Source organism: Streptacidiphilus anmyonensis, from assembly GCF_000787855.1.
Classification (GTDB): Bacteria; Actinomycetota; Actinomycetes; order Streptomycetales; family Streptomycetaceae; genus Streptacidiphilus; species Streptacidiphilus anmyonensis.
Genome location: NZ_BBPQ01000076.1, coordinates 2,003 through 23,273 on the forward strand (window position 1 = coordinate 2,003; position 21,271 = coordinate 23,273).

A 21,271-nucleotide genomic window follows, 5' to 3' on the forward strand; every position below is an offset into this window, starting at 1 on the left:
CCGTCGCGGACCCGCCGGTGGCCCCGGGCCCGGCTGCGGCCCACACGACCGCGCCGCTGCGCACCGCCTCGGCGGAGGCCTCCTGAGCGGCCGCGGAGCCCGGGGTGACGCCGGCCCCGGCCGCGAGCCGCAGGCCCGCACGCCCGGCGAGCCGCAGCCCGCCGTCCTCGCGAACGGCCCACAGTTGGACGCTGTCCGCCCCGAAGGGCTGCACGGCGTGCTCCAGGATGGCCTTCACGGCCCGCTGCCCGTCCTCGGCGTGCCAGCGCGGCAGCGCGCCCGCCGACGCGTCAGTCGTGACGGCCACGCCCGCGCTTCGGGTCTCCGAGGGCAGGCGCCCGACCAGGCCGCTGGCGACGCCGCCGAGCACCGCCGGCCCGGCTGCGCCGGACACGCGCCCGCTTCCGGGGCCCACCGCCCGGTCCTCACCGCCACGGGGTCCGCCGCGAACCGCGCCCCACGCGTTCGGGTCGGCCACGCGCGTACCTCCGGGGCCCGAGGCCGAGTCCTCGGCACCATCAGGCGCGCCAGTCAGGGCCCCGCCGTAGTGCCCGGCACCGGCCCCGCTGCCGGGCACTCCGCCGCGCGCCGCCGGGTCGGCCGCGCCGGTCGCCCACGTGCTCGCGGGGCCGCCGTCGTAGGCCGTCGCGCGGGTCGCCCGGTCGGTCAGGATCTGGTCGGCGCAGCGCAGCACGGTGCGGCTCTCGGCGCGGGCCAGGCCGTGGAGGTGTCGCAGCGCGTCCTCCGGGCCGCAGCCCAGACGTTCCATCAGCACGCCGACGGCCCGGTCGATCAGCACCCGCGCGTCCGTGCCGTCTCCGGCGGCGTCCAGCACCGCCTGGACCCGGTCGAACACTTCGGCCAGCCCTGCGAGACCCGTGGAGAGGGGCTCCTCGCGGGCGGCGGCGCCCTCCTGGTGACCGGTCACAGATCCAGAACCTCCCGGATGGTGGCGATCAGCTGCTGCGCGGCGACGGGCTTGGTCACGTACGCGTCCGACCCGGCGGCCAGGCTCTTGTCCCGGTCGCCCGGCATGGCCTTCGCGGTGACCGCGATGACCGGCAGCGTGGCGTACTGCGGCATGGCCCGGATCGCGGCGGTCGCCTGGTAGCCGTCCATCTCGGGCATCATCACGTCCATCAGCACCAGGTCCACCTCGGGATGGGCCGTCAGCGTCTCGATGCCGAGCCGTCCGTCCTCCGCGTGGAGCACCCGCATGCCCTGCATCTCCAGGATCTGGGTCACCGCGAAGACGTTGCGCACGTCGTCGTCGACGACCAGCACCGTCCGCGCGGCCAGGCGTTCGTCGACCTCGACGGCGGCCGCCGCCGTCCTCGCGGCGACGGGGACGGGGACGGGCGTCTGGGAGGCCAGCCGCTCGCGCACCCGGTCCCGCAGCTCGTCCAGGCTGCCGGTGACGTCGAGCGGACGCGCGCCCAGACCGCGCAGCGTCTGCTCCTGCGCCCCGGACAGGCCGCGGCCGTGGACGACCAGCGGGATGTCGCGCAGCGCGTGGTCGTCGTCGAGCGCGTGCAGGAAGCGCCACATCTGCGGGTCGGGGTCGTCCAGTTCGACGACGATGCAGTGCTGGTGGTCCAGCGCGAGCACGGCGGCCGCCTCGGTCACCCCGGTCGCGGTGCTCAGCCGGACCGGGCTTCCGTCGGGGTCGGCGGCGGCCAGGTCGCCGACGGCGCTCTCGGCGACCAGTGTGAGCAGGCCGCGCGCCTCCCGTTCCACGATCAGCAGGCGCCGCTCGGAGGTCGGTTCGACGGCGGCGAAGCCGTCGCGCGACCAGGCGTCGCCGCCCGCCGTGCCGCCGCGCCCCACCTGGGCGGGCACCTCGGCGTCCGCGTGCTCGGGCGCGTCGGACGCGTCGGGCGACTCGGGGTGGCGCAGCGGCAGGTACAGCACGAAGCTGCTGCCCTCGCCCGGACGGCTGGTGACGGTGATGACGCCGCCCAGCAGCTGCGCGAGCTCCCTGCTGATCGACAGCCCCAGCCCGGTGCCGCCGTAGCGGCGGCTGGTGGTGCCGTCGGCCTGCTGGAACGCCTCGAAGATGGTGGCCAGCTGGTCCTCGGAGATGCCGATGCCGGTGTCGTGGACCTCGAACGCGATGAACGGGCCGTAGCCCTCGACGCCCCGGGGCAGCTCCTCCGGGGCCGGGCAGGAGATCCGCAGGTCGACGATGCCCCGTTCGGTGAACTTCACGGCGTTGGAGAGCAGGTTGCGCAGCACCTGCCGCAGCCGCGACTCGTCCGTCACCATCGCCGACGGCGTGCCGGGGAGCACCGCGACGCGGAACTGGAGCGCCTTCTCGCTGGTGAGGGGGCGGAAGGTGGCGTCGACGTAGTCGAGCAGGGCCCGCAGCGCCACCTCCTCCAGGCTGAGGTCCATCCGGCCCGCCTCGACCTTGGACAGGTCCAGGATGTCGTTGATGAGCTGGAGCAGGTCCGAGCCGGCGGAGTGGATGACGCCCGCGTACTCGACCTGCTTGGGCGTCAGGTTCCGTCCCGGGTTCTGGGCCAGCAGCTGCGCGAGGATGAGCAGGCTGTTCAGCGGCGTGCGCAGCTCGTGGCTCATGTTGGCCAGGAACTCCGACTTGTACTTGGACGCCAGGGCGAGCTGCTGGGCGCGCATCTCCAGCTCCTGGCGGGCTTTCTCGATCTGGAGGTTCTTGGTCTCGATGTCGTTGTTCTGCGAGACCAGCAGCGCCGCCTTCTCCTCCAGCTGCGCGTTGGAGCGCTGCAGCTCGTCCTGACGCGACTGGAGCTCGCCGGACTGGGCCTGGAGTTCGGCGGCCAGCCGCTGCGACTCGGCCAGCAGCTCCTCGGTGCGGGCGTTGGCGAGGATGGAGTTGACGTTGACGCCGATGGTCTCCATCAGCCGGTCCAGGAAGTCGCGGTGGACCGCGCTGAACGGCGTGACCGAGCCGAGCTCGATGACGCCGAGGACCTGGTCCTCGACCACGATCGGCAGCACCACCAGGGCGGTGGGCGCGATGCGGCCCATCCCGGAGGAGATGGTGGCGTAGCCGGGCGGGAGGTTCTCGACGTCGATGGTGCGCCGACTGCGGGCCGCCTGGCCGACCAGGGTCTCGCCGAAGGCGTAGCTGGTGGGCTCCCCGGGCGCGCGCCCGAAGGAGCCGATGGCGTACAGGCGCGGGCCCTCGGGGGCCTCCGCCGCCACGTAGAAGGCGCCGTACTGGGCGTCCACCAGCGGGGTCAGCTCGTCCATGACGAGCTCGGCGACCAGCGGAAGGTCGCGGCGGCCCTGCATCAGGGCGGAGAGGCGGGCCAGGTTGGTCTTGAGCCAGTCCTGGTCGCGGTTGGCCCGGGTGGTCTCGCGCAGCGACTCGACCATGGCGTTGATGTTGTCCTTGAGGTCGGCGACCTCGCCTGACGCGTCGACGGCGATCGAGCGGGTCAGGTCGCCCTTGGCGACGGCGCTGGTCACCGTCGCGATGGCGCGCACCTGCCGGGTGAGGTTCCCGGCCAGCTCGTTGACGTTCTCGGTCAGCCGCTTCCAGGTGCCGGAGACGCCCTCGACCTCGGCCTGCCCGCCCAGGCGTCCCTCGCTGCCGACCTCGCGCGCCACGCGGGTGACCTCGGCGGCGAACGAGGACAGCTGGTCGACCATGGTGTTGATGGTCGTCTTGAGTCGCAGGATCTCGCCGCGCGCGTCGACGTCGATCTTGCGGGTCAGGTCGCCCTGCGCGACGGCCGTGGTGACCTGCGCGATCGAGCGGACCTGCGCGGTGAGGTTGTCCGCCATGACGTTGACGGACTCGGTCAGGTCCTTCCAGGTCCCGGAGACGCCGCGGACGGTGGCCTGTCCGCCGAGGTTGCCCTCGGTGCCCACCTCGCGGGCGACCCGGGTCACCTCGTCGGCGAAGGCGGAGAGCTGATCGACCATCGTGTTGATGGTCGTCTTGAGCCCGAGGATCTCGCCGCGCGCGTCGACCTCGATCTTCCGGGTCAGGTCGCCCTGCGCGACCGAGGTGGCGACCTGCGCGATGGCCCGGACCTGGCCGGTCAGATTGCCGGCCATGAAGTTGACCGAGTCGGTGAGGTCGCGCCAGACCCCGGCGACGCCGGGCACCTCGGCCTGGCCGCCGAGCCGTCCCTCGGTGCCGACCTCGAGCGCGACGCGGGTCACCTCGGCGGCGAAGGAGGAGAGCTGATCGACCATCGTGTTGACGGTGCTCTTGAGTTCGAGGATCTCGCCGCGCGCGTCGACCTCGATCTTCTGCGAGAGGTCGCCGCTGGCGACGGCCGTGGCCACCTGCGCGATGTCGCGCACCTGCGTGGTCAGATTGCCCGCCATGGCGTTGACGTTGTCCGTCAGCGCCTTCCAGGAGCCGTCGACGCCCGGCACCTCGGCCTGACCGCCGAGCCGGCCCTCGGTGCCGACCTCACGGGCGACGCGGGTCACCTCCGAGGTGAACAGCGACAGCTGGTCGACCATGCCGTTGAAGACGACGGCGATCTCGCCGAGCAGTCCTTCGCCCTCGTCCGACAGCCGGGTGCTGAAGTCGCCGTCCTTGACGGCGGTCAGCCCCGCCAGCAGCTGGCCCAGCCCCGCCTCCGGCGTGCCCGGGGCCGCCACCTCGAGCTGTCCGTGTTCCCCGCCCGACACGCCCGCCACCGCAGCCACCGTCCTCCCGGCCATCCGCCGGTTCGCGAAACGAACCGGACCAGCCACTCGCGAACATTCCGCCCAGCTTATGGGGACGCGGCCGTTCGTGGACACGCCTGACGCGAGCACGCCGAGGATGTCCGGGGGCGGTGGATCCCCATGGTTCCGGGCCCTACGGCCGATCCGGCGTCCGTTCGGATTGAGAGAAAGACCACGCCCGTCGACACACCCCGTGTCGGTCCGCGAACCCGGGGTAGGCGCGCCACACGAGCCGGTCCGCACGGACCGGCCCCGACACCGTGGAGGTGCCCGAGTGAACCGGCAGCTGTGGAGCTACCCGACCGACAGCGGCCTGCTGGCCGGCGAGGACGTGACCGGCTACCGCGTCGAAGCCGCCGACGGCCCGATCGGCCACGTCGAGGCGGTCCTCGACCGCGACGAGCAGCGCTCGCTGATCGTCGACACCGGCACATGGATCTTCGGCCGCCGTGTGGTCGTCCCGGTCGGCGCGGTCTCCCGCGTCGACGGCGCCCACGGCACGGTCCACGTGGCCCGCACGAAGGACGAGGTCAAGGACGCCCCTGCCTTCGAACGCAACGACGACGACTTCTGGACCCGCCTGGGCACCTACTACGGCGGCTTCCCGGGCCTGGGCCCGATGATCTGACACGATGGCGGCAACCGGAGCTCGCAGGAAGGGGTTGCCGCCACCGTGATCCACACCGACGAGCTGGTCGAGCGGAACGCCGGGTTCGCCGACGGCGGATCGTTCGCCGACCTGAGGCTCATGCCCAGCGGCAGCCTGACGGTGATCGGCTGCGTCGACCCCCGGGTCGACCCGTCCCACGTCCTCGGGCTGAGCCTGGGCGAGGCGGCGGTGATCCGCAACGTCGGAGGCCGGGTCACGCCCGCGACCCTGCGGACGCTGGCGATGCTCTCGAAGGTGGTGCAGGCCCGCACGGGCGGCCCCGGCCCGACCGACCACCACTACGCGGTCCTGCACCACACCGACTGCGGGATCACGGACCTGGCCGCGTTCCCCGAACTGCTGGCCGACTACTTCGATGTTCCGGCCGAGGACCTCGACGCCAAGGCGGTCAGCGACCCGTTCGCCGCCGTCCGCGTCGACGTCGAGACCCTCAGGCCGCGGCTTCGGGCCGGAGTCCTCGTCTCGGGGCTCGTGTACGACGTGGCCACCGGGCGCGTCGAGGTCGTCGTCCCCCCTGCCCGCGTGGAAGCATGACGCCTGGTCGGTCGGACGGCTCGCTCCGTGGCTACGCGGCGGCGGGCGTCGACCCGTGGCGTCCGAGGGTGTCGTCCAGCCAGTCGTAGATCCTCGCCATGGCCAGTCGCTGGGCGCCGACCTGGCAGTGGGCGTCGGCGCCCTCCTGCGCCGTGAACTCCAGAAAGGTCTTGGGGCAGGTGAGCTCGTCGTAGAGCTGCCTGGCCTGTCCGGCGAAGAACAGGTCCTCCTCGGCGTCGCAGACCAGGACCGGGCACTGGATCCGTTCCGCGATGCCGTGGAGGCGGTAGTCGAGGTAGGCGGCGCCGAACGCCCGGGGCGTGTCCACGCCCATGACGTACATGCCGTGGTTGATCGCCCAGCGCACCACCGGGTCCTCGGCCATCCGCTGCTCGAACAGGGCGTCGAGCTCCGGGTCCGTCTCGGCGCGCAGCCGCCGTTCCGCCTCGGCCCGCTCGCCGGGCAGGAAGCGGGTCACCGCAGGGCCGAGGTCGTAGACGCCGTCCAGGGCGATCACCGCGGCCAGGCGGTTTTCGAACGCCGCCGCCCTCGGTGCGAGGAGGCCGCCCATGCTGTTGCCGAGCAGGGCGATGCGCTCGTTGTCGACCTCCGGCAGGCCGGTGGCGAAGTCCAGGACGGGACCCACCACGTTCTCCCAGTCGGGGCGGAAGGTCAGCCCCTCGCGGTGCAGCGGTCCCGGCTGGCCCGGACCGTCGAAGACCAGGACGGTGTAGCCCCGCTCCACTCCGGCCACGGCTCCGAAGAAGTGCATCTCCTCGGCGGTTCCGTCGAATCCGTTGTGCAGGACCAGGGTCGGACGCGGTTCACCCGAGTCGTCGGCCCGATAGAGGTAGCCGGGCAGTGTGGTTCCCTCGTAGGGGATCTCGATCGGCTCGATCCGGGGACTGGACAGGGCGGCCGCCGAACGGAAGCACTCCACGGAGCGCTCGTAGGCGTGCTGGTGCCGGGGGTCGCACGGGTGGCCGTGCAGGAAGAACTCGGCTGAGCGGTAGTAGTTGGACGCCCTGAGGAATCCGTCCCTGGCGCTCACCGGGTGGCCCGCCTCCAGGGCCCGCCGGGCCTCGTCCGCCACCCGGTCGGCCGTGGCCAGCCACTCCTTGTGCCAACTGCCGTAGTCGCCCTCGGCGATCCGCCCAGCGGTGGCGACCACCTCGCCGAAGTCCGCGCCGCCGTAGGCGATGTGGCCGAACGAGCGCAGGGTCTCGTACCAGAACTGGGCGTCACCGGGGAACAGCAGTCGCTCCATCACTCTTCTCCTTCACCTCACGGGACTGATGAAGCGCAGTCTTGTGTGGGGCGGTGTCCACTCTCCAGGCCGGATCGGAGCGGGTGACTGTCCACCCCTGTCCACTTCAGCTCTCTCCGGACCCGGCACTGGTCGCGACCCAGTGATGAAGCGTGCCTCAGCCGGCCGTCACGGCCGCGGCTTCAGGTTCCGAAGCCGGCTGCGCCGTGCCGCCACGCGGCAGCGCGACGGCCGCGTACAGGCCCGCGAGCAGAACGCAGCATCCGGCGGCGGAGAAGATCGTGTCGATGCTGCCGACGGCCAACCCGGCGACCCGGGCGTGGAAGTCACGCAGGGCCGAACTCGCGAGCCAGCCTGCGGCGACGACGGAGAGCATCGAGGCGAGCTCGTTGACCGGGTTGAAGACCGCGATCATCCGGCCCAGATACTCCTGCGGCGTCGCCTCCAGGAGCAGCGGCGTCATCGCGGTGTTGAGCATCGCGACCGGGAGCGCGACACCGGTCAGCAGGATCACGCCGGCGAGGAACTCGGTCTGCCGTGCGTAGGCCAGCACCAGCAGGCCGGTGACGAGCAGCGCGCCCCATGTCGTCGCCCGCGCTCCGATCCGTTTGACCACCCGTCCGGCCACCAGGGATCCGCCGATCGCCCCGACGCCGAACGCGGTGGCGACGAAGCCGAACAGCCGTGAGGAGGTGTGCAGGTTGTCGGTGACGAAGAAGACGTTGAGCGAGTTGAGCGCGCCGGTCCCGCACTGGGCGATGACCGCGATGCCCAGCAGCGCCACCAGGAACCGGTTTCCGGCGAAGAACCGCAACCCGGCGGCGAACTCCTGCCACAGTCTGGCCGCTTGGCCTTCGTCGCCGGCGGCGTGCCCTTGTCCGGCGGTGCGGACACCGCGGATGGACCACCAGGAGAACAGGTAGGACAGGGCGTTGAGCAGCAGCGCCCACTGGAGTCCGGCCGTGAACAGAAGCGGTGCGGCCAGCGGCGGCCCGAGGATGGAGGCGGTGGCGGTGGTCGCCTGCCCGACGCCCGCGGCGCGGGCCCGGTCGGCTTCGCCCGGGACCACCTCGCCCAGCACGGCGAAGCGCGCCGGGGAGAAGAACTGTCCGGCGGCGTTGACCGCGAAGACCAGCGCGTAGATCACCGCGAGCCAGACCCCGGTCGGCAGCGCGGAGGTCGGCAGGAAGGAGAGCACGGCGAGCAGGCCGGTCAGTGCGGCGCGCACCAGCTCCGTCCGCAGCATCACCCGCTTGCGGTCCCAGCGGTCGACGAACACCCCCGCCAGCGGACCCACGACCAGGACCGACGCCCCGACCGCCAGCATCACACCGCTGACCGCGGCGGGCGCCCATGCCCTCCCGGGGGCCAGTACGGTGGCCACCCAGAGCACCAGCGTCGTGTCGAAGACGTAGTCCCCGAGCGTCGACACCGCCTGGCCGTACCACAGCCGTGCGAAGTCACGGTTGATCAACACCGCGTCCGCCCGGCCGCGCAAGGAGAGTCTCCCCGCCACCTCGTCCCCCGCCCCGTCCCCCGGTTCCGCTGTCATGCCCGTGATGATCAGGCGCGCCACTGTATCCACGGGCGTGCGCGCAGAAAAGCCGTTGAGCCGCCCTGCGTGCCTCGGGCATGATCCGCCCCGTGAAGAGCTACCTGGAGACCGACCGCCTGACCCTGCGGCATTTCACGGCCGACGACGCCGACCTGCTGATCGAGCTCGACAGCGACCCGGCGGTGATGCGCTACCTGACCGGGGGTCAGGCGACCGCGCCGGAGATCGTCCGGGAGAGCCATCTGCCGTACATCATCGCCGGGTACGAGAGGTGGGACGGCGACCTCGGCCTGTTCGCCGCGCACGAGCGGGACGGGGGCGCGTTCGTCGGCTGGTTCCACCTGCGGCCCGAGCCCGACGGCCCGCGGGACGAGGCCGAGCTCGGCTACCGGCTGCGGCAGGCCGCCTGGGGCAAGGGGTACGCCACCGAGGGCTCGCAGGGTCTGCTGCACAAGGGGTTCACCGCGCTCGGCCTGCGCAGCGTCTGGGCCGCCACGATGACCGTGAACAGCGGTTCGCGCCGGGTCATGGAGAAGCTGGGCATGAGGCTCGCAGGCAGCATCCCCGTGCCCGAGGACATGCAGATGATCGAGGGCGCCGAGCAGGGGGGCGTGCGGTACGAGATCACGAAGGAGCAGTGGGAGCTGCGTTGACCGGCACGCGCGGCAGCGCGTGGGGCTGCTCGTCGCGGAGGTAGGCGGCGAGCTGCTCGCGGACGAGGCAGCGCAGTTCGAAGGCGTCGGAGGCGTTGTCGGCGGTCATCAGGGCGCGCACCACCAGGGTGGTCGGGGTGGTGTCCACGACCTGGAGGGCCTGGCCGTCGCCGTTCCAGAGCTTGGTGGAGAGCAGCACCTCGGAGAGGCGCTCGCGCAGGTCGGCGACCTCGGCGCGGTAGTCGACGTGGATCAGCGCGGTGCCGGTGATCGCGGGGTCGCGGCGGGACCAGTTCTCGAACGGCTTGCCGGCGAACGCGGAGGCGGGCATGACGATGCGGCGCTGGTCCCAGGTGGCGACCACCACGTAGGTGAGCGTGATCTCCTCGACGGTGCCCCACTCGTCGGCGACGACGACCTCGTCGCCGATGCGCATCATGTCGCCGAAGGCGAGCTGCATGCCCGCGAACAGGTTGGCCAGCGTGCTCTGCGCGGCGATGCCCGCGATCACCCCGATCAGGCCCGCGGAGGCGAAGACGCTGGTGCCGATCGTGCGCACGGTGCGGAAGGTCATCAGGATCGCCGCGACCGCGAGGACCGCGCACAGCGCGCCGGTCATCCGGCGCATCAGGTCCGCCTGGGTGCGCACCCGCCGCACCCGTGCGGCGTCCCTGGGCTGGACGGTGTAGCGGGCGAGGCCGAGGTCGAAACCCACGCTGGCGACCTGGTAGGCCAGCCAGGCCGCGGCGGCGATCAGCAGCACCACCAGGGTGTGCCGGGCGGCGCCGTCCGCGTCTCCCGCCCAGCGGAAGCGGCTGCCGGCGATCAGCAGCGCGAGCGGAACCAGCGTGGCCAGCAGCGGGCGGCGGCAGCGTCCCAGCAGCCGCAGGGAGGCCCCGCGGGCCGCGCGGCCTCGGATCGTGCGCCGCGCCACCCGTTCGACGGCCTCGACCGCCAACCACGCGGCCACCACAGCTGCGGCGATCGCGATCAGCGGCACTGCGACCGATGCGACGGCTGGATTCACGTGTGACCTCCCCACGGTCCTGGTGCGCTTGCGCGCCTGTCCTGGCCGCGCCTAACCGGGCGCGGCGCGGCCCAAACGGGGAGGACGAGTGGCCCGCGCTACATCCGTTCCGGCGCCTCGATCCCGAGCAGCGAGAGCCCCAGGGTCAGCACCCGCGAGGTGAGCGTGGCCAGCACCAGCCGGGAGTCGCGCACCTGCGGCGAGTCGGCGCCGAGGATCGGGCAGCTCGCGTAGAAGGCGGAGAACGCGCTGGCCGTCTCGTAGAGGTGGGTGCAGAGCTTGTGCGGGGCGTAGTCGCGCGTCGCGGCCGCGCACGCGGCCGGGAACCGCAGGATCCGCAGCAGCAGGTCGCGCTCGCGCGGGTCGGTGAGCAGCACCGGCGTTCCGGCGGCCGGTTCGGCCCCGGCCCGGTGCAGCACCGAGCGGATCCGGCAGTTGGCGTACTGGAGGTAGACGGCGGTGTTGCCGGTCATCGCCAGCATCCGGTTCCAGTCGAAGACGTAGTCGTTGCGGCGGTCGCCCGACAGGTCGGCGTACTTGACGGCGCCGATGCCGACCGCGCGGGCGACCGCCGTCCGCTCCGCCTCCGGCAGCGCCGTCCGCTCCGCGATCCGCGCCGCGTGGTCGACGGCCTCGACGAGCAGGTCGACGAGCTTGACGGAGCCGCCCGCGCGGGTGCGGATGGTGCGGCCGTCCTGGCCGAGGATCGTGCCGAAGCCGATGTGCTGGGCGTGGTGGTCGCCGGTGAGCCAGCCCGCCTCGCGCAGCACGGCGAAGACCAGCGCGAAGTGCTGCGCCTGCGGGCTGCCCACGACGTACAGCAGGTCGTCGGCGCCGCGCTCCTCGATCCAGTAGCGGGCGGTGGCCAGGTCGGTGGTGGCGTAGCCGTAGCCGCCGCCGCGCTTGCGGACGATCACGGCCTGCGGGTCGCCGTCGCGGTTGGTGAAGCCCTCGGGGAACGCGCAGATCGCGCCGCCGCTGACCTTGACCAGGCGTTTGGCGCTGAGCTGCTTGACGACGTCGGCCAGGAACGGGTTGTAGAAGCTCTCCCCGTAGACGTCGGCGGGGGTCAGCTGGATGCCCAGGAGCGCGTAGACCTCCTCGAAGTGCCGGGCCGACGCCTCCACGAGCCGCCGCCACAGGGCAAGGGTCTCCTGGTGGCCGCCCTGGAGCAGCACGACGCGGCGGCGCGCGCGGTTGGCGAACTCCAGTTCGGCGTCGAACTTCTTGCGCGCCTCCTGGTAGAAGCCGTTCAGGTCGCTGATCGAGGCGTCGTCGTCCGAGCCGGTCCGGCCCTCGTCGACCATGTGCTCGATGAGCATGCCGAACGGGGTGCCCCAGTCGCCGATGTGGTTGTGCGGGACGACCTCGTGACCGGCGAACCGCAGCAGCCTGCTGATCGCGTCGCCGAGCACGGAGGAGCGCAGGTGGCCGACGTGCATCTCCTTGGCGACGTTGGGGCTGGAGTAGTCGATCGCGATGCGGCGCGGGCTGTCGGTGGGCGGGGCGCCGAGCCGCTCGTCGTCCAGCAGGGAGCCCGCCCGCGCGGCGAGCCAGTCGTCGGTCAGCACCAGGTTGACGAACCCGGTGCCGCTGACCTGCGGCGGCTCGACGATGTCGGCGGCGTCCAGGTGGGCGACGATGTCCGCGGCGACATCCCGCGGGTCCCGGCCCAGCGTCCGGGCGAGGCCCATCGCGATGTTGCTCTGGTAGTCGACGCCGTCCCGCTTCGACGGGCGGATCAGCGCGTCCTGCTCGCTGACGGGGAGATCCAGTGCCGCCTGCACCGCCGCCGCCACGCGTCGGCCCAGCTCGACGCCCACGTTACCGTGCATCACTTGTCCTGACCTCCTGGTGTGTTCCTCGCAGTGCGAACAGCGCGACCACGGCGAGCAGCCCGGCCACCGCCGCACAGCCGAGGGTCGCGATGTGGATGCCGTCGACGAACGCCCGCCGCGCCGCGGCGACGACGGCCTGCGCGGACCCGCTCGGCGAGGCCGCTGCTCCGGCCGGCGTGCCGGTCGGGGTGCCTGCCGACGTACCGGCGTACGTGCCGGTCAGCGCGCCGCCGATCGACTCGCGCGCCGACGCGGCCTGCCGGGCCGTCAGGCCGTGCGGCAGCGCCAGGCGCGCCCGGTAGACGGCGTTCAGCACGCTGCCGACCAGGGCGATGCCGAGGGCCCCGCCGACCTCGAAGGCCGTCTCGGAGACGGCCGCGGCGGCACCGGCCCGGTCCGGCGGGAACGCCTCGACCACGGTGTGGTTGGTGACGGCGACGCACAGTCCCGCGCCGAGCCCGAAGGCGGCCATCGGCAGCAGCACCGCCGGATAGTCCGCCGAGGTGCCGATCGGGAGGTAGAGGACGCAGCCGAGGCCCATCAGCGCGAGGCCGGCCGGCACGACCCGGCGGTGGCCGAGGGCGGTGACCGCCGGGACCGCCGCCGCGCCGCCGAGCACGGCCGTGACGGCGCCGGGCAGCGCGGCCAGCCCGGAACGCAACTGCGACCAGCCCAGCACGAGTTGGAAGTACTGCGCGAACAGCAGCGACAGCGCGGCGGTGACGAACATGGCGACGAGCGCCGCGGACACCGAGACGGCGTACCCCCGGCGGCGGAAGAGCCGCAGGTCGATCAGCGCGTCGGCCGACCGGGCCTGCCGCCGGGCGAACAGGACCAGGCCGCCGACGCCCAGCACCGCGGCGGCCAGGACGTCGGGACGCGCCGGTCCGCCGCGCACGCCCTCCTTGACGGCGTAGACCGCCGCCACCATGCCGACGATCGACAGCACCACGCCCGGCACGTCCAGCCGTCCGGGGCGCGGGTCGCGGGATTCGCTCAGCACCGGCAGGCCGGCCAGCACCACGACCGCGCACACCGGCACGTTGACCAGGAAGACCGAGCCCCACCAGAAGTGGGCGAGCAGCAGGCCGCCGACGATCGGGCCGAGGGCGAAACCCGCCACCGAGGTGGTGCTCCACACGGCCACCGCGGCGGCGCGCTCGCCGGGGTCGGTGAAGGTGCTGCGCAGGATCGACAGCGTGGACGGCATGATCGTGGCCCCGGCGACGCCGAGCGCGGCGCGGGCCGCGATGAGCAGCGCCGGGTCCGGGGCGAAGGCCGTGGCGGCGGAGGCGGCGGCGAACGCCGTCGCACCGGTCAGCAGCAGCCGCTTGCGCCCGATCCGGTCGCCGAGGGTGCCCATGGTGACGAGCAGACCGCCGAGCACGAAGCCGTAGACGTCGGCGATCCACAGGATCTGGTTCGCCGTCGGGTGCAGGCTGCGCGTCAACGCGGGGACGGCCAGGGTGAGGACGGTGCCGTCGACGGCGAGCAGCAGCGCCGCCAGGCACGCGATCGCCAGGGTCGCCCAGCGGCGGGCCGCGCCGGCGGGTCGCGGGCCGGGCGTGGATCCGGTCGCGCCGAGGGGCGTGCCGGGCGCCGTCTCCTGTCTGGTCGGACTCATGTCCCGGCCGCGCGGACGACCAGCGTGGACCACTCCGTCAGCACCAGGCTCCCGTCCTCGTCGGACACCTCCGTGCGCAGGGTCAGCGACACGTTGCCGGCCAGGGTCTTGGCCTCCTCGATGACGACCACGCAGGTCAGCCGGTCCCCCGCGTGCAGGGGGCGCTCGTAGACGAAGCGCTGTCCGCCGTGGACCACCCGGGAGAAGTCGACGCCCAGTTCCGGGTCGGCGGTGACCTGTTCGGCGGCCTGCTGGGTGAAGACGACGGGGAAGGTCGGCGGGGCGAGGACGTCCGGGTGGCCGATCGCGCGGGCCGCCTCGACGTCCCGGTAGATCGTCGAGGGGTCGCCGACGGCCTCGGCGAAGCTGCGGACGTGTTCGCGGCCGACCTCGTACGGCCTGGTCGGCGGGTAGGTCCGGCCCACCGCGTCCAGGATGCCCGGTGCGGTCATCTCTCGCTCCCCGCCGGTTCGACGGCGGCGACGGCGGCGACGGCGGCGACGGCGGCGACGGCGGCCCGGTCGGCGATGTGGACCGGGCAGGTCCAGCCCTCGTCGGGGACCCGGCCGGAGTACATGACCGTCTCCGGGTGGTCCGCGTCGAACAGGGCCAGGGCCGGGTTGATCGTGCCCTGGAGCTTCTCGTCCCTCGCCCGGATGGTCCGGGTGATGCGCGGCATCAGCCCGTTCTCGCGCAGGATGTTGAACTGCTCGTGCGCGTTGAACACGATGACCGGCATGCCGGGCCGACGCGCGATCCGCGAGGAGGCCGGGTGCATGCCGACGATGAAGAAGGGCCGCCCGGCGAAGCTGAAGGAGAAGCCCTTGGTGTTGGGATCGGTCCCCACGATCGGGTTCCAGTCGTGGTGTTCGCGGTCCAGATCGTGCAGCGACTGGAGCTGCTGCCACAGGAGTTCCTCGAACTCCTGCTCGCTCTCGGTGTCCGGCCCGGCGAACGAGGCCACGAAGGAGGCGAAGGTCTCCTGCCGGATCGGGAAGTCCTGGATGAACTGCCACAGGTCGGCGGCCACCGCGCGGGCGCTCTGCGGCGTGCCGAGCGCGGGGTAGCAGCCGAAGCGGTAGTCGCCGCGGCGCAGCAGGCCCCGGCCGACCACGCACGGGTAGGGATCGCTCATCACCATGGCCCGGAACTCCTCGTGCGCCCGGACCGCCTCCGGGCCGGCCGGGGCGACCTCGGGCGACAACCGGACCAGGCGGCTGTCGAGGAATCCGTGGTAGGACCGCGCGACCTCGGCCGAGGCGGGCGTGAAGGGGTTGCGCGCTGCTGCGTGCACTGTGCCGACTCCTGTTGGTTGAAGCGGTCGGGGGCGCCGCGTGCGGGTTCCCGCGGCACCCCCGACCGGCGCGGTCACACCGCGGCGAGAACGCCCTGGATGCTCTGGACGAGGTCGCCGACCGTGCTGCCGTCCTTGAGGTCGTCCTCGGAGATGCTGACGCCGAACCGCTCCTCGGCGGCGACGACGACCTCGACCATCAGCAGCGAGTCGACGTCGAGGTCGTTGACGAAGGACTTGTCGAGCTCGACCTCGGCCGGGTCGGTGCCGGCGACCTCCTGGAGGATGGCGGTCAGGCCCTCGAGGATCTCTTCGGTGGTCATTTCAATCCCTTTCGTTGTGGATCTCTTGCGGTGGTGTGGGAGGGCCGGGCCCGGGTTACGGCTTCCAGGCCCGCAGGATCGCGACGGCGTTGTGGCCGGCGAAGCCGAAGGAGTTGCTCATCGCGACGTCGACCTTGTGCTCCTGCGCGGTGTGGGGCACGTAGTTGACCTCGGTGTCCTCCGGGTCGAAGCAGTTGATCGTCGGCGGGACGACGCCGTCGCGGATGGCGTGCAGGGCCGCGATGGCCTCCACCGCACCGGCCGCGCCGATCATGTGACCGGTCATCGACTTGGTGGAGCTGATCGGCACCCGCAGCGCGTGGTCGCCGAAGACCTGGCGGATGGCGAGGGTCTCGATGCGGTCGTTCAGCTTGGTGCTGGTGCCGTGGGCGTTGACGTAGTCCACCTCGGACGCGTCGATGCGGGCGTCGGCGAGCGCGGCGCGCATGGCCTGCTGGGCGCCGGCGCCCTCCGGGTGCGGCGCGGTCGGGTGGTAGGCGTCCGTGCTCGCGCCGTAGCCGACCAGCTCGGCGAGGATCGGCGCGCCGCGGCGCATCGCCCGCTCGGCCTCCTCCAGGACCAGCACGCCCGCGCCGGAGGCCATGATGAAGCCGTCGCGCTCGTTGTCGAACGGGCGGCAGGCGTGCTCGGGGTCGTCGTTGCGGCGCGACAGGGCCCGCGCGGAGCAGGCGGAGGCGATGTCGGAGCGGGTGACCGAGTCGTCGGCGCCGCCGGCCAGGACCACGTCGCACACGCCCCACTGGATCCACCGCATGGCCTCGCCGATGGCGGAGGTGCCGCTGGCGCAGGCGGTGCTGATCGCGCCGGAGGGGCCCTTGGCGCCGAAGCGGATCGCGATCTCACCGGCGGCGTTGTCGATGGCGGAGGCCGCGGAGGTGAACGGGCCGATGCTGCGCGCGCCCTTCTCGTGCAGCCCCAAGGTGACCTGGGACTGGATGGTGCTGGGGCCGTAGCCGGAGCCGATCTGGACGCCGACGCGCGGAGCCAGCTCCTCGTCGAACTCGATCTTCGCGCCCTCGACCGCCTCGACCGCCGCGGCGAGCGCGTACTGCGCGAAGGGGTCGATCCGCCGCCACACCTTGCGCGGCATGTACTGCTCCGGGTCGAAGTCCTTGACCTGGGCCGCGATCTGCGTCGGCAGGTCGGAGACCTCGAAGTTCTCGATCCGGCGGATGCCGCTGCGGCCGGCGAGCAGCGACTCCCAGAAGGCCGCGGCGTTCAGGCCGATCGGTGAGATGACTCCGCAGCCGGTGATGACCACCCGGCGTCGCGGCGCGTGCTCACTGCTCATCAGTTGACTCTCCGTTCTTCGTTCTTCGTGACGGGGATGGATTCCGACAGATCGGAGGTCTTCGCCTCCTGGGCGGCGCCGGGGAAGTCGCCGTCCAGCTCGGTGATGCCGGGCGGGGCGTCGGCGATGGTCACCGGGACCTCCAGGACGGCGAGGCGGCCCTTGGCGCTGTGCGCGAGCGCCTCGCCGAGGAGGTCGGCGAGCGCGGACTTGTGCCGGACCACCGCGTGCCAGGCCGCGGGGTGGACCGGCAGGGTCGACTCCGCCTGGTCACGCCCGCCCTCGCCCGAGCTGTGCTCGCCCAAGCTGTGCTCACTCAAGCTGTGCTCACTCAAGAAGTGGAACCGGGTGGACTCGGCCCCGTGCTGGTCGAGTTGGCACTGGAGCCAGCCGTAGCCCCGGTTGCGCAGCACCACGTAGGTGACCCCGACGCCTTCCCTGGCCAGCGTGGCGAGGTCGTTGGCCACCATGGAGAAGGCGCCGTCGCCGACGAAGGCGATCACGGGCCGGTCGCCGGCGGCGAGCTTGACGCCGCCCGCGGCGGCGGTGCCGAAGCCGAGGGTGGTCTGCTCGGAGGGGACCACGGAGTCGGCCTCCGCGCCGCAGGTCCAGTGCGGGTAGAAGTAGGACCACATGTCCTGCAGGCCGTTCTCCTGCACCAGGATCCGGTCGGCGGGGGCGATCCTGTCCAGGGCGTCGAGGACCTCCGCGACGTGCAGCGTGTCGGTCGCAGCCATCTCGGCGAGCCGGGCGGTGACGGCGGCGTGGGCGTCGGCGCGGCAGGCGGCGACGGTGGCGGGCCACTCGGCGTCGGCGTCGACCGGGCGGGGGCCGAGCTCGCGCAGCCAGTGCGCGACGACCGCGCGCCCCTCCCCCAGCACGGCGAGGCCGGGGAACTCCGTCGACACGCCGCCGGCGTCGATGTTCACCTGAAGCACCGGCACTCCGTCGCCGACGAAGCCGTTGAACGTCGCGGTCTCCTCCAGCCGGCTGCCGAGGGTGATCAGCAGGTCGGCGGCAGACCACACCGGCTCCATCTCGGCCGGGGAGTACAGCCCGGACAGGCCGCCGAAGGCCGGGTGACGCTCGTCGACGACGCCGCGACCGGAGGCGGTGGCGAAGACCGCCGCGCCGATCCGGTCGGCGAGCGCCTCGATGTCGCGCCCGGCGTCGCGGCCGCGCATTCCGCCGCCCACCAGGATCACCGGCCGCTGCGCCGCCCCGACCAGGTCCAGCGCCCGGGCGGTGTCGCTGCCCGCGACCACGGTGGCGGTCTCCGGGGCGTCCGCCCACGGGCGGGTGCGGACGATCTCCAGGTCGAGCAGGTCGTCCGGCAGCTCCACGTACACCGGGCCGGGCGCGCCGGAGGAGGCCAGCAGGAACGCCCGGTCCAGCGCGGGGACCAGCCGGTCGGGGTGGTCGACGCGCACCGCCCACTTCACCAGCGGGCGGACCAGCGCGAGTTGGTCGACCTCCTGGAAGGCCCCGGAGTCGCGGCGCTTGGCCGCGGTGCCGCCGGCCAGCACGACCAGCGGCACGCCGGAGGTGTGCGCCTCCAGCAGACCGGTCACCGCGTTGGCCACGGCCGGGCCCTTGCCGATGACGCACACGCCGGTGCGTCCGGCCTGCATGGCGTAGCCGGTGGCCAGGAACAGGGCGCTGCGCTGGTCGCGGCAGAGCAGCATGCGCACGGGCGCGCTCTCCAGCGCGTGCAGCGCGCCGAGGTCGTCGCCGGGGAGGCCGAACACCGTGTCGACCTCGCGGTGGACCAGGGCGTCCACCACGGCGTGCCAGGGACTGGGATAAGTGGACAGCACCTCAGACTCCGATTCCGTACTGGGCAACGGTCTTGGACACCAGCAGCGGCTCGGCGGTGCGCTTGCCGTTGTAGGCGGCGTAGTTCGCCATCACGCCGCGGCCGCCGAACGGGTCGTTGCCGTTGTCGACGTCCAGCAGCGTGCGGTTGACCGCGACGGTGTGGCGGTCGCGCAGCTTCTCGGCGAGCGCCTCGTCGGCGCCGTAGAGCATCGCGCCCATGGACCGCTCGGCGAAGTAGGGCGAGAAGAGCAGCTGCTCCAACTGCTCGGCGTGGTCGTAGACGACGACGTTGAACAGCGGGGAGAAGAACTCGCTGATGTCGGGCTGGTCCTCGATGTCGCGCACCAGGACCGTCGGGCGCACCAGGCCGGTGCGGAAGTCGACCTCGCCGCCGTGCACCACGTGGTCCCGGTTGCGCAGCAGGAACTCGGTGGTGGCGCGGATGGCGGAGTCGTAGTAGACGGCGCCGTAGTCGGCGTCCGGGTCGCGGAACCCGCCGTGGCGCAGCTCGGCGAGGCGCTTGGTGAGGCCGCCGACGAAGCGGTCCTTGACCGAGGAGTGGACCAGGAGCACGTCGGGGCCGAAGCAGTCCTGGCCGGAGTTGTGCAGCCGGATCCGGATGGCGTCCTCGATCGCGCGGTCGCCGTCGGCGTCGGGTCCCACCACGAAGGGGTTGATGCCCTGGCCGAAGAAGAGCATGAGCTGGTCGCGGCGGAGCTTGCCGCGCAGGTCCTCGGCGTTGTTGTAGGCGCCGGTGAAGACCACCACGTTGGCCTCGGCGGCGGGCCCGGTGACGAACTGACGCTGGTTCAGCGTGGACATCTCGATCGGCAGCCCGTGCACGGGGGCGAGCAGCTCGTGCAGGCGGCGGGTGGTCCCGGCGACCTGGCTGGAGGGCCGCATCGTGATCCGCTCGACGAACAGCGAGGGCACGATCGCGTGCAGCACGTAGGTGTAGAGCAGGATGTTGGACGACATGAAGCCGGCGAGCTGCCCGACGCGCTTGGGCCGGAACCGGCGGATCTCGTCGACGGCCCCTTCGAGGGTGGTGATCGAGTCCTCGATCTCCTCCTCGACGGCCTTGCGCACGGAGATCTCGGTGAGGATGGCGGCCACCGACTCGGGCTGCTCGCGCAGGAACGCGACGGTGTCGTGCAGGGCGCGCAGCCGGTCGGGCAGCGGCACGTCGGCGGCGGCCAGCGAGGACACCGGCACCACCGGGCGGGCCGCCTTGTCGCCCATCGCGTTGCCGGCCAGGCGGCGCAGCTCCACCATGTCGGGCTTGCCGTTGGCGTTCAGCGGCAGCTCGTCGACGACCAGCACCCGGTTGGGCTGCTCGTAGGAGGGCAGCAGCGCGTCGATCTCGCGCCGCCACAGCTGGGCGCTCGCGAGGTCGGGGTCGGCGACCACGAAGACCAGCTGGCAGCCGCGCCGCTCGTCGTCGAGCGCGACGACCTTGACGGGGCGGCCGCACGCCTCGGCGCGCCGCTCGATCGACTCGGGGTAGAGGGTGTGGCCGAGGCGGTGCACCGCGTACTTGCGGCCGACGACGTAGAGGTTGCCCTGGGTGTCCCAGTAGCCGAGGTCCTGGGTGTGGTAGTCCTCGGAGGCGTTGGGCGCGACGGTGCCGTCCTCGGCCAGGTAGCCGACCATCATCGCGGGGCTGCGCACGATGATCTCGCCGGTGCTGCCGATCGGCACCGGGCTGCCGTCGGCGTCGACGATGGTGACCTCGACGCCGTCGAGCGGGCGGCCGCAGCCCTCGGGGTTGTCCAGGCTGGCGAGCGCGATGTTGCCGGCCTCGTTGCTGCCGTAGCCGTCGAGCACCGGCAGGCCGAAGGTGGCGGAGAAGCGGGCCGCGAAAGTGCTGCTGACCGGCGCGCCGCCGACGCACCACATGCGCACGGTGGCCAGCTCGACCATCAGCTGCGGGCGGCGCTCGGTGAGGTTGAGGATGCTGTGCAGGGTGGACGGGGTGGCGTCGACCACGGTCGCCCCGGCCTCCGAGCCGATCTTGAGCGCCTGGTCGAGCCGGTTGGTCGGCGTCACGATGAGGGTGCAGCGCAGCCGCCACCAGATCAGCACCAGGGTCAGGCCGTAGAAGTGGGAGAACGGCACCAGCGGCAGCAGCACGTCGGTGTCCTGGTAGCCCATCCGCTCCCGGGAGCGCTCCAGGTCGTCGAGCAGCGCGTGGCCGGAGCGGACGATGCCCTTGGGCAGCCCGGTCGATCCGGAGGACCAGGTGATCAGGGCGTCGGTGCGCCGCTCCCAGGCGGAGAAGTCCAGCGCGGCGTCGGCGGCCGTGTCCGCCCCGGCCTCGTCCGACGCGGGGTCCGCCGCGTCGAGGGCGGCGTCGAGCGGGAAGGTCCGCACGTGGTCGGCGATGGCCTCGCCCCGGTGGGAGACCGCCCACGGCGCCTTGGTCAGCATCGCGACCCGGGTGCACTCCTGGGGCGTCTGCCGGTCGTCGAGCAGCACGATGGACACGTCCAGGTGCATCAGCGCGAGCATGGCGGTCACCATGGACGGCGAGTTGTCGGCCTTGAGCAGCACCCGCTCGCCCGCCTGGACGCCGGTGCGGCGCAGCATCGCCCCGAGTCTGAGGGCGTCACCGGCGATCTCGTCGGCCGTCCTGACGCCGGATCCGGTGACCAGGGTCGCCTGGTTTCGTTCCACGATCTC

Annotated in this window: 16 protein-coding genes; 3 read left to right on the top strand and 13 right to left on the bottom strand. The window is 72.6% G+C overall.

The features are described from left to right. The coding region (locus TR50_RS47325) for an ANTAR domain-containing protein (RefSeq protein ID WP_042432399.1) at nucleotides 1-928 on the bottom strand (928 nt) is incomplete at its 3' end. Further along, nucleotides 925-4,668, bottom strand: a complete 3,744-nt coding sequence (locus TR50_RS36210) for a HAMP domain-containing protein (protein WP_042432402.1) — start codon at nucleotides 4,666-4,668, stop codon at nucleotides 925-927. The genes TR50_RS47325 and TR50_RS36210, both read right to left, overlap by 4 nt. A 280-nt stretch (nucleotides 4,669-4,948) precedes the next feature. Here TR50_RS36210 and TR50_RS36215 point away from each other — a divergent pair, with 280 nt between their 5' ends. Further along, nucleotides 4,949-5,302, top strand: a complete 354-nt coding sequence (locus TR50_RS36215; protein ID WP_042432405.1) for a hypothetical protein — start codon at nucleotides 4,949-4,951, stop codon at nucleotides 5,300-5,302. 45 nt (nucleotides 5,303-5,347) lie between these two features. Further along, a complete protein-coding gene (locus tag TR50_RS36220) occupies nucleotides 5,348-5,878 on the top strand; it encodes a carbonic anhydrase (protein ID WP_042432408.1) in 531 nt (176 codons plus the stop codon). 31 nt (nucleotides 5,879-5,909) lie between these two features. On the opposite strand, the gene TR50_RS36225 is transcribed toward TR50_RS36220, so the two are convergent. Beyond that, the gene (locus tag TR50_RS36225) at nucleotides 5,910-7,145 is read right to left on the bottom strand and encodes an alpha/beta hydrolase family protein (RefSeq protein ID WP_042432414.1); all 1,236 of its coding nucleotides are present in this window, start codon (nucleotides 7,143-7,145) and stop codon (nucleotides 5,910-5,912) included. A 157-nt stretch (nucleotides 7,146-7,302) separates the two neighbouring features. Beyond that, entirely contained in the window at nucleotides 7,303-8,697 is a 1,395-nt protein-coding gene (locus TR50_RS36230; protein WP_084701607.1) for an MFS transporter, read from the bottom strand. Nucleotides 8,698-8,789: 92 nt separating this feature from the next. Between TR50_RS36230 and TR50_RS36235 the strand changes: the two genes are divergently transcribed. After that, nucleotides 8,790-9,353, top strand: coding sequence for a GNAT family N-acetyltransferase (locus TR50_RS36235; protein WP_042432459.1), 564 nt, complete (start codon nucleotides 8,790-8,792; stop codon nucleotides 9,351-9,353). Here the strand turns inward: TR50_RS36235 and TR50_RS36240 are convergent. The 9 genes from TR50_RS36240 to TR50_RS36280 all read right to left on the bottom strand — a co-directional run bounded on the left by TR50_RS36240 (nucleotide 9,325) and on the right by TR50_RS36280 (nucleotide 21,265). Beyond that, nucleotides 9,325-10,380 (bottom strand): mechanosensitive ion channel family protein, encoded by a 1,056-nt coding sequence (locus TR50_RS36240; protein WP_236654739.1) that lies wholly within the window; start codon nucleotides 10,378-10,380, stop codon nucleotides 9,325-9,327. The genes TR50_RS36235 and TR50_RS36240 overlap by 29 nt on opposite strands. Nucleotides 10,381-10,478: 98 nt before the next feature. After that, the gene (gene argS, locus TR50_RS36245; protein WP_042432419.1) at nucleotides 10,479-12,215 is read right to left on the bottom strand and encodes an arginine--tRNA ligase; all 1,737 of its coding nucleotides are present in this window, start codon (nucleotides 12,213-12,215) and stop codon (nucleotides 10,479-10,481) included. Then, a complete protein-coding gene (locus TR50_RS36250) occupies nucleotides 12,205-13,842 on the bottom strand; it encodes an MFS transporter (protein WP_084701597.1) in 1,638 nt (545 codons plus the stop codon). The genes argS and TR50_RS36250 overlap by 11 nt, the downstream gene beginning before the upstream one ends. Then, nucleotides 13,839-14,294 carry a MaoC family dehydratase N-terminal domain-containing protein gene (locus TR50_RS36255; RefSeq protein ID WP_042432424.1) on the bottom strand — a complete coding sequence of 152 codons (456 nt, stop codon included), beginning with the start codon at nucleotides 14,292-14,294 and terminating at the stop codon, nucleotides 13,839-13,841. The genes TR50_RS36250 and TR50_RS36255 overlap by 4 nt, the downstream gene beginning before the upstream one ends. Further along, a complete protein-coding gene (gntA, locus tag TR50_RS36260; protein WP_052441745.1) occupies nucleotides 14,291-15,136 on the bottom strand; it encodes a guanitoxin biosynthesis heme-dependent pre-guanitoxin N-hydroxylase GntA in 846 nt (281 codons plus the stop codon). Before gntA ends, TR50_RS36255 begins: the two co-directional genes overlap by 4 nt. Nucleotides 15,137-15,210: 74 nt before the next feature. Then, nucleotides 15,211-15,459 (bottom strand): acyl carrier protein, encoded by a 249-nt coding sequence (locus tag TR50_RS36265; protein ID WP_042432428.1) that lies wholly within the window; start codon nucleotides 15,457-15,459, stop codon nucleotides 15,211-15,213. A gap of 55 nt (nucleotides 15,460-15,514) precedes the next feature. Next, nucleotides 15,515-16,771 carry a beta-ketoacyl-ACP synthase II gene (gene fabF, locus TR50_RS36270; RefSeq protein WP_042432430.1) on the bottom strand — a complete coding sequence of 419 codons (1,257 nt, stop codon included), beginning with the start codon at nucleotides 16,769-16,771 and terminating at the stop codon, nucleotides 15,515-15,517. Next, nucleotides 16,771-18,588: a thiamine pyrophosphate-binding protein gene (locus TR50_RS36275; RefSeq protein ID WP_063775215.1), complete on the bottom strand. Its 1,818-nt coding sequence runs from the start codon at nucleotides 18,586-18,588 to the stop codon at nucleotides 16,771-16,773. Before TR50_RS36275 ends, fabF begins: the two co-directional genes overlap by 1 nt. A 1-nt stretch (nucleotide 18,589) precedes the next feature. Next, complete coding sequence (locus tag TR50_RS36280) at nucleotides 18,590-21,265, bottom strand: aldehyde dehydrogenase family protein (RefSeq protein WP_052441746.1); 2,676 nt, start codon at nucleotides 21,263-21,265, stop codon at nucleotides 18,590-18,592. Between the last annotated feature and the right edge of the window lie 6 nt (nucleotides 21,266-21,271).

Coding starts and splice junctions, on each gene's coding strand:
- argS (WP_042432419.1), bottom strand. CDS start 12,215: ATGCACGGTAACGTGGGCGTCGAGCTGGGCCGACGCGTGGCGGCGGCG.
- TR50_RS36210 (WP_042432402.1), bottom strand. CDS start 4,668: ATGGCCGGGAGGACGGTGGCTGCGGTGGCGGGCGTGTCGGGCGGGGAA.
- TR50_RS36255 (WP_042432424.1), bottom strand. CDS start 14,294: ATGACCGCACCGGGCATCCTGGACGCGGTGGGCCGGACCTACCCGCCG.
- TR50_RS36230 (WP_084701607.1), bottom strand. CDS start 8,697: ATGACAGCGGAACCGGGGGACGGGGCGGGGGACGAGGTGGCGGGGAGA.
- TR50_RS36250 (WP_084701597.1), bottom strand. CDS start 13,842: ATGAGTCCGACCAGACAGGAGACGGCGCCCGGCACGCCCCTCGGCGCG.
- TR50_RS36225 (WP_042432414.1), bottom strand. CDS start 7,145: ATGGAGCGACTGCTGTTCCCCGGTGACGCCCAGTTCTGGTACGAGACC.
- fabF (WP_042432430.1), bottom strand. CDS start 16,771: ATGAGCAGTGAGCACGCGCCGCGACGCCGGGTGGTCATCACCGGCTGC.
- TR50_RS36265 (WP_042432428.1), bottom strand. CDS start 15,459: ATGACCACCGAAGAGATCCTCGAGGGCCTGACCGCCATCCTCCAGGAG.